This is a genomic window from Pseudomonas sp. FSL W5-0299 (assembly GCF_005930655.1).
GTDB classification, from domain to species: Bacteria; Pseudomonadota; Gammaproteobacteria; order Pseudomonadales; family Pseudomonadaceae; genus Aquipseudomonas; species Aquipseudomonas mandelii.
In genome coordinates this window covers 144,832-159,748 of the sequence record NZ_RXHX01000004.1, presented here as the reverse complement: position 1 = coordinate 159,748, position 14,917 = coordinate 144,832, and the positions used below count along the sequence as shown (strand labels likewise).

General features: G+C 53.5%; 12 protein-coding genes and 1 pseudogene. 12 read left to right on the top strand and 1 reads right to left on the bottom strand.

All coding sequences use genetic code 11. From position 1 onward, the window contains the following. Positions 1-6 precede the first annotated feature (6 nt). The 12 genes and pseudogenes from FHL16_RS07770 to fabF all read left to right on the top strand — a co-directional run bounded on the left by FHL16_RS07770 (position 7) and on the right by fabF (position 14,247). Positions 7-996 (top strand): EpsG family protein, encoded by a 990-nt coding sequence (locus tag FHL16_RS07770; RefSeq protein WP_077747943.1) that lies wholly within the window; start codon positions 7-9, stop codon positions 994-996. A gap of 80 nt (positions 997-1,076) precedes the next feature. Next, on the top strand, positions 1,077-2,963 hold the full coding sequence (gene asnB / locus FHL16_RS07765) for an asparagine synthase (glutamine-hydrolyzing) (RefSeq protein ID WP_077747942.1): 1,887 nt from the start codon (positions 1,077-1,079) through the stop codon (positions 2,961-2,963). Then, positions 2,963-4,105, top strand: coding sequence for a glycosyltransferase family 4 protein (locus FHL16_RS07760; RefSeq protein WP_077747941.1), 1,143 nt, complete (start codon positions 2,963-2,965; stop codon positions 4,103-4,105). The genes asnB (FHL16_RS07765) and FHL16_RS07760 overlap by 1 nt, the downstream gene beginning before the upstream one ends. Then, positions 4,105-6,060, top strand: coding sequence for an asparagine synthase (glutamine-hydrolyzing) (gene asnB, locus FHL16_RS07755; protein ID WP_077747940.1), 1,956 nt, complete (start codon positions 4,105-4,107; stop codon positions 6,058-6,060). The genes FHL16_RS07760 and asnB (FHL16_RS07755) overlap by 1 nt, the downstream gene beginning before the upstream one ends. Positions 6,061-6,077: 17 nt before the next feature. Next, positions 6,078-7,196, top strand: coding sequence for a glycosyltransferase family 4 protein (locus FHL16_RS07750; protein WP_238706161.1), 1,119 nt, complete (start codon positions 6,078-6,080; stop codon positions 7,194-7,196). Further along, positions 7,193-8,152: a UDP-glucose 4-epimerase family protein gene (locus FHL16_RS07745; RefSeq protein ID WP_077747938.1), complete on the top strand. Its 960-nt coding sequence runs from the start codon at positions 7,193-7,195 to the stop codon at positions 8,150-8,152. The genes FHL16_RS07750 and FHL16_RS07745 overlap by 4 nt, the downstream gene beginning before the upstream one ends. 49 nt (positions 8,153-8,201) lie before the next feature. Next, complete coding sequence (locus tag FHL16_RS07740) at positions 8,202-9,215, top strand: MraY family glycosyltransferase (RefSeq protein ID WP_077747937.1); 1,014 nt, start codon at positions 8,202-8,204, stop codon at positions 9,213-9,215. A gap of 106 nt (positions 9,216-9,321) precedes the next feature. Further along, positions 9,322-11,316, top strand: a complete 1,995-nt coding sequence (locus FHL16_RS07735) for a polysaccharide biosynthesis protein (RefSeq protein WP_077748029.1) — start codon at positions 9,322-9,324, stop codon at positions 11,314-11,316. 114 nt (positions 11,317-11,430) lie between these two features. Beyond that, entirely contained in the window at positions 11,431-11,766 is a 336-nt protein-coding gene (locus tag FHL16_RS07730; RefSeq protein ID WP_077747936.1) for a ComEA family DNA-binding protein, read from the top strand. 64 nt (positions 11,767-11,830) lie between these two features. Next, positions 11,831-11,950, top strand: a pseudogene (locus FHL16_RS07725) (ComEA family DNA-binding protein); the annotation flags it as partial. A 195-nt stretch (positions 11,951-12,145) separates the two neighbouring features. After that, a complete protein-coding gene (locus tag FHL16_RS07720) occupies positions 12,146-12,940 on the top strand; it encodes an SDR family NAD(P)-dependent oxidoreductase (protein ID WP_077747935.1) in 795 nt (264 codons plus the stop codon). 32 nt (positions 12,941-12,972) lie between these two features. After that, positions 12,973-14,247: a beta-ketoacyl-ACP synthase II gene (gene fabF, locus FHL16_RS07715; RefSeq protein WP_010461652.1), complete on the top strand. Its 1,275-nt coding sequence runs from the start codon at positions 12,973-12,975 to the stop codon at positions 14,245-14,247. On the opposite strand, the gene FHL16_RS07710 is transcribed toward fabF, so the two are convergent. Next, positions 14,244-14,801, bottom strand: a complete 558-nt coding sequence (locus tag FHL16_RS07710; protein WP_077747934.1) for a TetR/AcrR family transcriptional regulator — start codon at positions 14,799-14,801, stop codon at positions 14,244-14,246. The two genes, fabF and FHL16_RS07710, sit on opposite strands and share 4 nt — an antisense overlap. Between the last annotated feature and the right edge of the window lie 116 nt (positions 14,802-14,917).

The window sequence follows — 14,917 nt, the reverse complement described above, 5'->3', positions numbered from 1 at the left end:
TAATAAGTGGAAATTTTTAACGTTATAAAGTTCAAGCCCACGCCCCTTTATACTGTTGCGTCTTTTTTGCTTGCGCTTATCTTTGCCTCGGTTCTCGCATCGCTGCCCGTAGACGCATTTGTAGACCGGGATAATTACCTACTCTATGTTACCAACTCTGCAGAGCTCATAACTCGCGGATTGAACGAAGGGTTTGCTCATTTTTTTACAAATGAGCCATTTTGGCTTTTCGTCAATATGTTGTTTTCTTTGGTGTTGAGTGACCAGGAAACTGTGCGTATTATTATATTCTTCTCGGCTTTTGTAAGTTCTTATTTGATTCTGAAGATAGACAGCCGATTTTTTTTCGTGCTGTTTCTGTTTCTTCTTTTACCTCAGGTTTTAAAAAATTACGTGATTCACCTGCGGCAGGGGTTCTGTGTTTCTGTGTTTTTGTTTGGATGGTTTGCTCGTGGTAAGTACTCCCGTAACGTGCTGATACTGCTCACCCCATTTATTCATGCTTCATTTTTCTTTATAGTTGCAGTCTATTATTGCAGTATATTTTTGGGCTTTCTAAAATTTTCTTCCGGATTGCGGCTAATGTCGTTTGCCTTGGTTGGAGGCAGTGCATCGTTCTTGACGCTCGCCCTTGCCTCCAGCCTTGGGGCTCGTCAGGCGGGGGTTTATGGAGAGAATAACTTAGAGATAAGTGGTTTGGGGTTTGTTTTCTGGAGCGCGGTTGCATTTGTTTATTTCTCACAAGGTAAAGAATTCATAAAAGAAAACGGATTTCAAATAGGGATGCTGATTTTCTATCTTGCGACCTATTTCTTTCTTCCGGTCTCTGCGAGGATTTTTGAAAGTGCTCTAATTTTGATTCTGGTATCCGGACTGCGCCTGACATCCTGGCGATTGCAAGCTTATTTGTTGCTTTTTTTGTTTTATTTTGTTATGCAGTGGTATCCAAGATTCTTCCAGCCTGGACTCGGTTGGGGAGTCGAAAATTATATGTAGTTAATGAATTTTAGAATTTCAAGTTTGTATATTTTCTTCTAGTCGTCATCAAGCGGTTGAATCAGGGATACTTAGAACCAATGTGTGGCTTTTCCGGATTTTTTACACCAACAGCGAATGCTTCCAGCTCCATAGATTTGCTCAAAAAAATGGGCGATGCGCTTTTGCACAGAGGACCTGATGATCATGGTGAGTGGCTGGGGGCGGAGGGTTGTATCGGCCTCTCGCATCGCCGACTTGCCATTGTCGACATCTCGGCTGCAGGTCATCAGCCAATGCCTTCCAAATGCGGACGCTATGTCATCGCTTTTAATGGTGAGATCTATAACCATCTGGATTTGCGCGAGCAACTGATTGCTGAGGGATGGACAGAAGCCTGGAATGGTCATTCCGACACTGAAACCCTGCTTGCCTGTTTTACGCGTTGGGGAGTTGAAAAGACACTTGCCGCAACAGTGGGCATGTTCGCCATCGCTCTGTGGGATCTGCAAAGTCGCACGCTCACCTTGGCGCGTGATCGACTCGGGGAAAAACCACTCTATTGGGGATGGCAAGGTGATGTACTGTTATTCGGTTCCGAGCTCAAGTCGCTAAAAGTGCATCCGTCGTTCAAGGCGGAAATTAATCGTGACGCCATTTCTTTGTTTATGCGCCATAACTATATTCCAGCGCCATTGAGCATTTATCAAGGAATACAAAAGCTGCTGCCGGGACACTATGTCAGTATAAAAGTTGACGATATCCCTAATAGTTGCCTGCCGCTTGCTTATTGGAAGCTCAACGACGCTATCAATAACGGATTACAAAATCGGTTTGCAGGTTCCGATACCGAGGCGATCAGTGCTTTAGAGCAGCAGTTAAACAAAAGCATTCAAGGGCAGATGCTTTCTGATGTGCCGCTCGGTGCTTTTTTAAGTGGCGGAGTGGATAGCAGTACAATTGTCTCGCTAATGCAGGCCCAAAGTAATCGGCCTATCAAAACGTTTACTATCGGTTTTAATGAGCCGGGTTATAATGAGGCAGAGCACGCGTTGGCCGTGTCAAAGCATTTGCGCACGGAACATTCGGAAATCTATGTCAGTTCTAATGACGCATTGTCGTTAATTCCAAAGTTGCCACGTATTTATTGTGAACCATTCGCTGATAGTTCGCAAATACCTACCTTTCTGGTCAGTCAAATGGCTCGGGAGCATGTGACGGTATCTTTAAGTGGCGATGCTGGTGATGAACTTTTTGGTGGTTATAACACTTATCAAATGTCACCCAAAATTTGGAACAAGCTGAGCAAGGCACCGCTTCCGTTGCGTCAGGGTCTTCAAACATTGCTGGCAGCTGGACCTCTGCCGGAAAAGCTAAAGAAGTTGTCCAATGTTGTTTCCTCAACAAGCTGCGAAGACTTTTATCGCCGTTTGATCAGCCATTGGCAAAATCCCGATGAGCTTGTTTTAGGAGGGCATGAACCGATGACTCTTCTGAATAACAGCAGCGACTGGCCTGCCACTGATAGTTACCAGAATTGGATGATGGCTATCGATTCCGCGACTTATATGGTCGACGATATCCTTGTCAAGGTTGATCGCGCGGCGATGGCTAACAGTCTCGAGACGCGCGTTCCCATGCTCGACCATCGGGTTGTAGAGTTCGCCTGGACGGTCCCTTTGCATATGAAGATTCGCGACGGGAAAGGAAAGTGGATTCTTCGCGAGGTGCTATATCGTCATGTGCCTCGAGAGTTGATCGAACGCCCGAAAAAGGGTTTTTCAATTCCGGTTGGTGCCTGGCTTCGAGGGCCGCTGAAGGATTGGGCCGAGACTTTACTTGAAGAGGCCCGATTGAGGAATGAGGGTTTCTTCAACGTTCTAATGGTTAGAAAAATCTGGTCAGAACACCAGAAAGGCAGGGTGGATCATTCCACCAAGCTTTGGAGCATTTTGATGTTCCAAGCCTGGTATGAGGTACAGGCTTAATGAGAGTGGTGCATGTAATCATAGGCTTGAATGTTGGTGGGGCAGAACTGATGCTCCAGCGACTGGTCGGGTCTTTCCGTGATGATGCTGCGCAGGAGCATTTTGTTATATCCCTCACTGATCTTGGAAAAGTTGGTCCATTGCTTCAAAAACAGGGTATCAACGTCAGCACGATGGGAATGCGTGGGGTATATGACATCCCTAAAGTAATGTATAAGCTTTATCGCTTCTTTCGCCAGAAGCAGCCGGACATCGTGCAAACCTGGATGTATCACGCCGATCTGATTGGAGGGGTGGCGGCGCGTTTAGCGGGTATTCGAAGTGTAATTTGGGGGATTCGAACGACCGATGTGGGCGGCGGCGTCAGTCGCGTAACAGGGCTGATAAGGAAAGTGTGCGCTGCTCTTTCGAGCAAAGTCCCTAGAGTCATTGTGTGCGCTGCGGAAGCTTCTCGCAAAGCTCATGTGAATATTGGCTATGACAATAGCAAGATGATCGTTATTCCGAATGGATTTCATCCAGAGGCGCTAACGGCCACCACAGAAGAGCGAAATGCTATTCGCGCCGCAGCGCTTTTTGCGCCTGGCGATTTAGTTGTCGGAAGTCTCGGTAGATACAATCCCGACAAAGACCATGAGAATTTCGTAAGAGCGGCACTGCTGTTATGCGCCGACAGTCCGAATGTCAAGTTTTTGCTGGTCGGGCGCGACCTGAATCGTGACAATAAGACGTTAGTCTCGCTGATAGAGGCGGCCGGCTACTCTGAGCGTTTTGTATTGCTTGGTGAGAGACGTGATGTTGCAGCCTGTCTGAAGGCAATGGATATCTTTTGTCTGCACTCCCGTACGGAAGGCTTCCCCAATGTTTTGGGGGAGGCCATGACTGTCGGGCTGCCTTGCGTAGCAACCCATGTAGGTGATGCGGCGTTCTTGCTCGGTGACGCAGGTATCGTAGTGGAGCCTGAAAACTACGAGGCATTGGCGGAAGGATTACGTCGGCTTATCGCCTTGAATCACAACGAGCGCGTTGCGTTGGGTGACAAGGCTCGTCAAAGAGTTCACGACAATTTCACGATGGACTGTGCGAAGGCGCGCTTCACCACAGTGTATGAGCAAATTAGCGCAAGCAAGGAATTTCATTGATGTGTGGGTTCACCGGTTTTTTCAGTGCGCATTTAGATTTTGAGTTGGAACCCATCATCACGAAGATGAACGATGCGATCACCCACCGCGGTCCAGATGACTCTGGCGTTTGGGTAGATCCCTCGGTTGGATTAGCATTGGGGCACCGTCGACTTGCCATTGTCGATCTTTCCCCGGCCGGGCATCAGCCTATGCATTCGATCAACGGACGTTATGTCATCGTTTTCAATGGTGAGATCTACAACCACCATGAGCTCCGGGAGCGGTTGGTCGAAGACGGTTGTGAGTTGGAGTTGCGTGGACATTCCGATACCGAGGTGTTACTGAATTGTCTGATATTCTGGGGAGTGGAGAAGACTCTCAAGGCCGCTGTCGGGATGTTTGCTTTTGCATTCTGGGACAAGCAACAGAGCCTTTTGACGCTGGCTCGAGATCGATTGGGGGAGAAACCGCTTTACTATGGATGGCAGAATAATTCGCTGCTGTTTGCCTCCGAACTGAAAGCACTCAAATCCTTTCCGGATTTCAGCGGTGAGGTCGATCGCGATGCGTTGACGCTTTACTTGCGTCACAACTGCGTTCCTGCTCCCTACAGTATTTACAAAGGGATTTACAAATTGCCTGCCGGCGGTTATCTGAGCTTGTCTCTAGATAACATATCGACTGCAAAGAACACTCAGGTAAAAACGTACTGGAGTGTTAATGAGGTTGTAAAAAACGGCATAGCGCAGCCATTTACCGGCACGCCGCAAGAGGCTGTTGATCTCCTGGAAGCGCAACTGTCGAAGAGTATCGGTCAACAGATGCTCGCAGACGTTCCGCTAGGAGCATTCCTTAGCGGTGGTGTAGACAGCAGCACTATCGTTGCCCTGATGCAGGCGCAGAGCAGCCGCCCAATCAAGACCTTCACCATTGGCTTTGACGAGGGTGGTTATGATGAGGCCGTTCATGCGAAAGCCGTCGCGAAGCATCTAGGCACCGATCACTCTGAGTTGTATGTGCGCCCAGAGGACGCGCTCGCAGTGATTTCTCGCTTGTCGTCCATGTACTGCGAGCCGTTCGGAGACAGTTCCCAGATCCCGACCTTCCTTGTCAGCCAGATGGCAGAGCAACAAGTAAAGGTCGTTCTGAGCGGTGACGCGGGTGACGAGTTGTTCGGGGGTTACAACCGATATCTGGTTGCACGCGAAGTCTGGGGACGGATGAATCGTCTACCCCGGATTTTGCGTGTTTGCGGAGCAACCCTGTTGCGTTCACTGAAGCCGTCCACTTGGGACAGGCTATATGGCATGGCAAAGCCCTTACTTCCAAAGCGTTTCCAACTGACCACACCGGGTGATAAAGCGCATAAGTTGGCAGGGGTCTTGGCGTTGTCGAACGGTGAAGCGTTCTATCGCCAGTTGAACAGTCATTGGTCGGATCCCGTCAGTGTGGTTAAAGGCGGTCGGGAGCCGAAGAATCTTTTTACCGATTCCGAGAACTGGCCGCAGACCGATAATTTCGAACATTGGATGATGGCCATGGATGCCCGGGGTTATATGTCAGATGACATCCTGGTCAAGGTGGATAGAGCGTCGATGGCGGTCAGCCTGGAGACCCGAGTTCCGATGCTGGATCACCGGGTGTTCGAACTCGCTTGGCGGATGCCGATCAATCTTAAAATTCGCGAGGGCCAAGGGAAGTGGCTGTTGCGGCAGGTGCTTTACCGTCATGTACCCAAAGAGCTTATCGAGCGTCCAAAGCAAGGTTTCGGTATTCCGCTGGACAGCTGGTTGCGCGGGCCTTTGCGAGAATGGGCTGAAATGCTTCTTGCGGAACAAAGGCTCGTGAAGGATGGCTACTTCAAGCCCGAGCCTATTCGAAAGATGTGGGAAGAACATCTTGAAGGCAAGCGCAACTGGCAGCATCACCTATGGAGTGTGTTGATGTTTCAATCCTGGTTGGATGAGCAGTAATGGCACGGACTTTCTTGATGATAGTCAATGACCCAGGCTTCTTCGTATCCCATCGTATGGCCGTGGCCGAAGGCGCGCAAAGCGCCGGCTATGAGGTTCATGTTGCCAGTATGGAAGGGGATGCGGTGAAGACGATCACTGAGCGTGGCTTCGTGCATCATGTTTTGCCTTTGTCCCGCAGCGGGAGTAATCCGCTGCGCGAGTTTCTGACGCTGTTCGCGATATGGCGCTTACTCTGGCAAATCAGGCCGCAGGTACTGCATCTGGTCACCATCAAACCGGTCATTTACGGTGGTATTGCCGCGCGCCTGGCGCCTGTGAAAAGTGTTGTTGCCGCAGTGTCTGGATTGGGTTTTGTCTTTCTGTCCAAAGGCCTCAAGGCCTCTGTTTTGCGCACTGTTGTCCGCACGTTCTATCGATTGGCGCTGGGCAAGAAGAACCTACGCGTGATTTTCCAGAATCCGGATGATCGCGATTTGCTGATTCGAATGGGCGCCCTGGATCGTGCAAAGGCGGAGATGATTCGCGGTTCCGGAGTGAGTCTGGAGCATTATGCGTTTGAGCCAGAGATCGAAACCGACACGCCGGTTGTCAGCTTGGCGGCGCGCCTGCTACGTGACAAGGGTGTTGTCGAGTTTGTCGAAGCGGCGCGTCTTCTCAAGGCACGGGGTGTCAATGCCCGATTCCAGCTGATCGGGGACGTTGATCCCGGTAATCCCGCCACGATCACTGAGGCGCAAATGCTGGCCTGGCGAGAAGAAGATATGGTTGAGCTGCTGGGGTACCGCCAGGATATTTCGACGCTTTTCGCGGCGGCGCATATTGTGGTCTTGCCTTCCTATCGCGAAGGGTTGCCGAAAGTGCTGGTCGAAGCGGCTGCCTGCGGGAGAGCGGTCGTGACCACTGATGTTCCTGGCTGCCGAGATGCAATCGAGCGTGACATTACAGGTCTGCTGGTTCCTGTTAAGGACTCAGTTGCCCTGGCCGATGCGCTGCAGCGATTGATTGAGGACACGCCGATGCGCCAACGCATGGGGGCGGCGGGACGGCGTCTGGCCCAGGAAGCATTCGATCTGGGCAAGGTGGTGCAGCAGCATCTGGATATTTATCGGAAGCTGGAGGCCGCCTCCCGATGAGCGATAAAATTCTAGTAACCGGTGCTACCGGATTCGTCGGCAGTGCCTTGGTCGAGCGTCTGCTGAGTCAAAAGCATCAGGTTGTCGCGCTTGTCCGACAACGTAACGCCAGTGTTGCGTCGCAAGTGCAAATCTCGGTAATGCCCGAGCAAGGTGCCGACCTTTCGAGTGTGCCTTTTGACGACGTCGTAGCCGTTGTTCATTGCGCAGCTCGAGTGCACGTCATGAATGACACCTCAGTCGATCCTTTGGCGGAATTTCGTGCCGTCAACGTTGATTTGACTTTGGATCTGGCGCGGCGAGCTGCGGCGGCAGGTGTGCGACGTTTCATTTTTGTCAGTTCTATCAAGGTCAATGGTGAAGCGACTGCTCCAGGCTCGCCCTTTAAGTCTGACGATGTGCCGGCGCCTCTGGACCCCTACGGTATTTCCAAGATGGAGGCCGAACAGGGTTTGATGCGCTTGTCGCAAGAGACCGGGATTGAAGTCGTGATTATTCGCCCCGTTCTGATTTACGGACCGGGCGTGAAGGCCAACTTCAGGAGCATGATGAGTTGGCTCGACAAGGGCATTCCTTTGCCGTTTGGTGCGATTCGCAATAAGCGCAGTCTGGTGTCACTGGATAATCTTGTCGATCTGATCATGACGTGCCTGGATCACCCCGCGGCCGCCAATCAGACGTTCATGGTCAGCGACGGTGAAGATGTTTCCACCACCGAACTGCTCAGCCGAATGGCTGGAGCACTCGGAAAGCCGGCCCGGTTGATACCTGTTCCGGCTGTGCTCATGAATATTACTGCGACGCTTCTCGGCAGAGCGGATATCGCGCAGCGACTCAACGGCTCTCTTCAAGTGGATATCAACAAGACCCGTGAAGTGCTGGGGTGGTCTCCGATCAAGAGTCTGGATGAAGGTCTGGCCAAGACCGCGAACGACTTTAGAACAAAGTCAAAATGAGTTTGATGCCAATGCTCTGTGGATCAGGGCGGGCGAAATGGAGTTGTTGATGACTGTCCTGCTTGGGTTGACGCTTACTGTCTTGTTGATGACGTTGGTTTTGACAGGGTTCTTGCGACGCTACGCGTTGAGTCGCAGCCTGATTGATATCCCGAACGCGCGAAGTTCACATTCGGTTCCTACCCCCAGAGGCGGAGGCGTTGCCATTGTGTTGAGTTTTCTGGCGGCCCTGCCTTTATCCGCAGGGGCGGATGGTTTGTCGTGGACGGTGACCATTGCGCTCTTTGGTGCAGGCGCCGGTGTCGCTGTACTGGGATTTCTCGACGATCATGGGCACATCGCTGCGCGTTGGCGGTTACTCGGGCACTTCACCGCAGCCGCTTGGGTGCTTTACTGGTTGGGGGGGCTGCCGGCCATTGATCTGTTAGGGTTTACGGTCAATCTTGGCTGGTTGGGATCCGCGCTGGCCGCCGTTTATCTGGTCTGGATGCTCAATCTTTACAACTTCATGGATGGCATCGATGGTATCGCCAGTGTCGAAGCGCTGTGTGCGTGCCTCGGTGCGAGCCTGATCTACTGGTACTCCGGATTTGCCGACTTGGCATGGGCGCCCTTGCTCCTGGCGTCGGCTGTGCTTGGCTTTCTCTACTGGAACTTCCCGCCTGCGCGCATTTTCATGGGGGATGCAGGGAGTGGTTTTCTCGGTATCATGCTCGGTGCTTTGTCGCTTCAGGCGGCCTGGGCGGCGCCCAAGTTTCTCTGGGTATGGCTGATCCTGCTGGGAGTGTTCGTGGTTGATGCAACGTTTACGCTTGTTCGACGTTTGTTGCGGGGCGACAAAGTCTACGAAGCCCATCGCAGTCACGCCTATCAGTTCGCATCGCGCCGCTATGGCAAGCATCTCCCTGTCACGTTGGCCGTGGGACTGATCAATATAGTGTGGCTGCTACCGATAGGGTTCAGCGTTGCAGTGCTAGGCTTGGATGGGCTGGCCGGGCTTGTTTTGGCGTACGTGCCTCTGGTTTTTCTCGCCATCAAGTTCAAGGCGGGTGTGTTGGAGTAACCGCACTGGGCTGTGCGCTTTTCGCGGCAGAGCGTGCGAGTCCAGAAATTCTAGCGCGCGAATATTTGTTTTTTGTTTCAGGAGCTGAAAGGTGTTCAACGAGGTTATGGATAAGATAAAAGCTTTTTTGTTGAACCTTCCGCGTCGACAGAAACGAATTTTGCAGGTGGTAACCGATATCCTTCTGGTTTGGTTCGCCTTGTGGATGTCATTTGTCGTGCGCCTGGGAATCGACGAAATGGTCAATCCCTTTACACATCACCTCTGGTTGTTCATCAGTGCGCCTGTCGTTGCAATTCCGCTGTTCATACGCTTTGGAATGTACCGCGCGGTAATGCGCTATTTCGGTAATGACGCACTCATTGCCATTATCAAGGCTGTCAGTCTGTCCTCTTTGATCCTGGGCGTTGTTGTCTATTGGTACAGCAATCACCAGAACGTTGTTCCGCGCTCGATCATTTTCAATTATTGGTGGCTCAGTCTCATCATGATTGGTGGATTGCGGTTGGCAATGCGTCAGTACTTTCTGGGCGACTGGTTCTCCGCCGCTCAGCATGTACCTTTTACCAGTCGGGACAACGGCCTGCCGAAAGTTGCGATCTATGGCGCCGGTGCAGCCGGCAACCAGCTGGTTGCTGCATTGCGCATGGGCAGAGCCATGCGTCCGGTGGCGTTCATTGACGACGACAGCAGCATTGCCGATCGCGTCATTTCCGGATTGCAGGTGTATAAGCCAAAACATATACAGCAGATGATCGACGCGACGGGCGCTCAGGAAATCCTGCTGGCGGTGCCTTCTTCCTCTCGCGCTCGACGCCGGGAAATCCTCGGATTGCTGGAGAGCTATCCATTACATGTAAGAAGTGTTCCCGGGTTCATGGACCTGGCCAGCGGTCGTGTGAAAGTCGATGATATTCAGGAAGTCGATATCGCCGATCTGCTGGGGCGGGACGCTGTGCCTGCCCAAGAGGATTTGCTAGAGCATTGCATCCAGTCTCAGACGGTTCTTGTAACCGGCGCCGGTGGATCGATTGGTTCTGAACTATGTCGGCAGATTCTGGCATTACGGCCTACGACTCTCTTACTTTTCGAACATAGCGAGTTCAACCTCTACAGCATTTTGTCCGAGTTGGAACAGCGAGTGACCCGCGAGTCCTCGTCGGTTCGGGTGATACCTATACTGGGTTCTGTTCGTAACCAGGAGAAGTTGCTGGAAATAATGCGTACCTGGCGGGTAGACACTGTTTATCACGCCGCAGCGTATAAGCATGTGCCAATGGTGGAGCACAATATTGCAGAGGGCGTCCTGAATAACGTCATCGGCACGCTTCACACCGCGCAGGCCGCATTGCAATCCGGCGTTGCCAACTTCGTATTGATCTCTACAGACAAGGCAGTACGTCCGACGAATGTCATGGGCAGTACCAAGCGTTTGGCCGAATTGACATTGCAGGCTCTAAGCAGGGAAGTCGCTCCGGTTCTTTTCGGTGACAATTCCAATGTTTCCCGGGTCAACAAGACCCGCTTTACGATGGTGCGTTTTGGTAATGTTCTGGGCTCTTCCGGATCGGTGATTCCGCTTTTCCACAAGCAGATCAAATCCGGTGGGCCGTTGACGGTCACCCACCCGAAAATCACTCGTTACTTCATGACCATCCCGGAGGCGGCACAACTCGTGATCCAAGCGGGGTCAATGGGCCAGGGCGGTGATGTATTTGTCCTGGATATGGGCGAGCCGGTAAAAATCGTTGAACTCGCGGAAAAAATGATTCATCTGTCCGGATTAAGTGTGCGCTCGGAGAAAAACCCGCATGGCGACATTGCTATAGAGTTTACCGGGCTGCGTCCCGGCGAAAAGCTCTACGAGGAGCTATTGATAGGCGACAACGTCTCCGCCACCCAGCACCCGATGATCATGACCGCCAATGAGGACTACTTGTCTTGGGATACTCTTAAAAGTCGACTGATTGACCTGCTCGCTGCAGTTGAGCATGACGATTACGCACGTGTTCGCCAGTTGCTGCGCGAAACGGTGAGCGGGTATACCCCGGACGGTGAGATTGTCGACTGGATCTATCAGCAGCGCCGTCTAGAGCCTTAACTGTCTCATATCCTGTAATAGTTGCAGTTTTGACTCCAGCCGGAGATGGCCTAGATTTGGGTCAGCAGCGTTAGGAAATGCTGCTTTCCCAATGGATGTCATGGAGCTGCACTTATGCGTATCGGTTGTTTCTATTCTTTGGTTTTCGCCCTGCTCACCAGTGTTTCGATTGCCACGATTGCGGGCCCCGTCGTCAGCTCGGATCTAAGCCAGACCTCTTCGGCGATGGATACACCCGTCATGTCGGCGAGTCAGAAAATAGATCTCAATGAGGCTGACGTGCCTACCTTGCAAAAGGAACTGGCAGGCGTGGGCGAGGCCAAGGCGAAAGCGATTGTTGCCTATCGTGAAACAAACGGGCCGTTTGCATCCGTGGATGAATTACTGGAAGTGAAAGGCATCGGAAAAGCGATACTGGATCGCAATCGCGACAAGCTGGAAGTGAACTAAGCTGATTGTTCAACGCCAAGGGGCCGGTCATTGACCGGCCTTTCTGTTTTCGGGGGGCAGAGATTCGATTGTTGCTTATCGTGACAGTAATGGGCCTTTTTCGTCCGTAGACGAGCTGCTGGAAGTGAAGGGGATAGGCAAGGCGATTCTGGATAAGAACCGCGAGAAGCTGGAAGTGAACTAAGCTTTAGATAAACGCCCAAGAGGCCGGTCATTGACCGGCCTTTTTGCATTTTGGCGTTAAGGACGGCGGCTTGCCTTCTATCGGCATGTAAAAAATTACGGCTATCATATTGTCTTTGGATTATGCCTATAATAATTCCTGAGTCTGCCAAAGCAGACGCTCATCTTCCAATCGCATCCTCCCAGGAGCACGCTCATGAATTCTGTCCAGACCCAAGGAACCGCCCTCGTCACCGGAGCCTCCTCCGGAATCGGCGCCATCTACGCTGAGCGGTTGGCGGCGCGTGGTTTTGATCTGTTGCTGGTCGCTCGCGACGAGGAACGCTTGCAGGCAGCGGCGAGCAAGTTGCGCGCCGAGCATGGTGTCCAGGTCGAAGTGCTCAAGGCAGACCTCACACAAAAAGATGACGTTCTGAAGATTGAGCAGCGTCTGCGCAGCGATTCGAGTATCAGCCTGCTGCTCAACAACGCCGGTGTCGCAGCAGAAGGTCTATTGGCCAATTCCGACATGGACCAGATGGAAAAGCTGATCCAGCTCAACGTCACCACCGTCACGCGCCTGGCATCGGCAGCGGCCGCCGCTTTCGCAAAGGCTGGCCGTGGCACGATCATCAATATCGCCTCGGTAGTGGCGTTGTTTCCTGAGCGATTCAACGCGACTTACAGCGCGAGCAAGGCTTATGTGTTAAGTCTGACGCAGTCGTTGAACGCGGAACTGGACGGTACCGGGGTCAAGGTCCAGGCCGTGTTGCCAGGCGTAACACGCACTGAAATCTGGGAGCGCTCCGGTATCGACGCTACTCAGATTCCCGCAGACATGGTGATGGAAGCCGGGGAGATGGTCGATGCGGCATTGTCCGGTCTGGACCAGGGTGAGTTGATCACCATTCCATCGTTGCCGAACGCCTCCGAGTGGGATGACTTTGTAAAAGCCCGCCTGGTCATGGCCCCGAATCTTTCCAAAAGTACGGCCGCCACGCGTTACAAGTGAGGCGTCTTCAATCGGCTTGAGGTAATTGCGGTATGAGTAATCGTCGAGTGGTTGTAACGGGCATGGGCCTGGTGTCCCCGCTGGGTAGCGATGTCGAGGTGGTCTGGGGGCGCCTGTTGGCTGGACGCTCCGGGTTGCGTCAGTTGCCTGACGAAGTGGTCGCTGATCTGCCGGCCAAGGTCGGCGGCGCGGTGCTCTCCATGACGGAAGATCCCGAGGCGGGTTTCGACCCGGACCGGGCGACGCCGCCCAAAGAGCAGAAAAAAATGGACCGCTTCATTATGTTTGCCATGGAGGCCGCACGCCAGGCGGTGGAGCAGTCCGGTTGGCAAGCGCAAGACGCTAATGCTCAGGAGCGCACCGCGACGATTATCGGCTCGGGCGTGGGTGGTTTCGGCGCAATTGCCGATGCGGTCCGTACGACCGACAGCCGCGGTCCGCGACGTTTGTCGCCATTTACCATTCCTTCCTTTCTGGTCAACCTCGCGGCCGGTCATGTGTCGATCCAGCATGGTTTCAAAGGCCCGCTGGGTGCTCCGGTGACAGCGTGCGCGGCCGGGGTCCAGGCGATTGGCGATGCGGCGCGGCTGATTCGTTGTGGTGAGGCGGATATCGCCGTGTGCGGGGGCGCGGAAGCCGCGATCGATCGGGTCAGCCTCGCCGGCTTCGCGGCTGCGCGTGCCTTGTCCAGTGGTTATAACGACACCCCGGAGCGTGCCTCTCGGCCATTCGACAGTGGTCGTGATGGTTTCGTGATGGGGGAAGGTGCTGGCCTTCTGGTGATCGAATCGCTTGAACATGCCCTTGCCCGTGGGGCTCAGCCCTTGGCCGAACTGGTCGGATACGGCACCAGTGCCGATGCCTATCACCTGACTGCCGGCCCCGAAGATGGCAGCGGCGCGCGTCGGGCAATGTCGCTGGCCCTGGCCCAGGCGGGCATTTCTGCCGCACAGGTGCAGCATCTCAACGCTCACGCCACCTCGACCCCGGTTGGGGACCTTGGAGAATTGGCGGCCATCAAGTCATTGTTCGGTTCGGACAACAAGATCGCGGTGACATCGACCAAGTCCGCCACCGGGCATTTGCTGGGGGCGGCGGGCGGGATTGAGGCGATCTTCACGCTGTTGGCGATCCGCGATCAAGTCGTGCCGCCCACCCTCAATTTCGAAAACCCGGACCCGGCGGCGCAAGGCGTGGACATCGTCCACGGTCAGGCGCGGCCGATGGCGATCGAATATGCACTGTCCAATGGCTTCGGGTTTGGCGGGGTCAATGCCAGCGTGCTCTTCAAACGCTGGCAGGATTAATCCCAGGGCTGTTTGAGAAATTCGCGTGTCACGTCGAGAATCCGCTGGGCCATCTCCTGATTCTCGACACTGCGCGACAGCAACAACGCCCCGACCAGGGCCGACATAATGAAGATGCTGCGGTCGGCGGCATCTTCGCCTTCAAGCGTGCCCTGCACTTGTTCCAGCCTCGAATTGAGCACCACGTCAGAGGTCGGACTGGGTTGTCCGCGCAAGCCAAGCTCCGAGGACATGGTCGGCAGCGGGCAACCCTGATCGGGTGACGTCTGGTGCCATTCAGACAGATAGGTGTCGATGAATGCTTCCAGCGGGTGCTCCTGCGCGAACAGCTCGGCGCAGATGGCGTCGCACTGTTCGCCGGCGGCCTGCAGGGCCTTTTCCACCAGTTCGTCCTTGGACTTGAAATGCGAGTAGAACCCGCCGTGGGTCAGCCCCAGCGCTTTCATCAGGGGTTGCAGGCCGGTCGCGCCAATACCGTCGCGGCGAAATCGCGCCGATGCTTCCTTGATGATGCGTTGATGGGTCTGGGCTTTATGGTCCTGCGAGTAACGCATCTGAAATCTCCGCAACAATGCGCCATCTTAACCAATGAAAATGGGATGGTGACTGTACTTCTACTTCTAAAAAGCATGCAGATGCGACCAACTTCGTCCTGCCGCATCGATTCAGC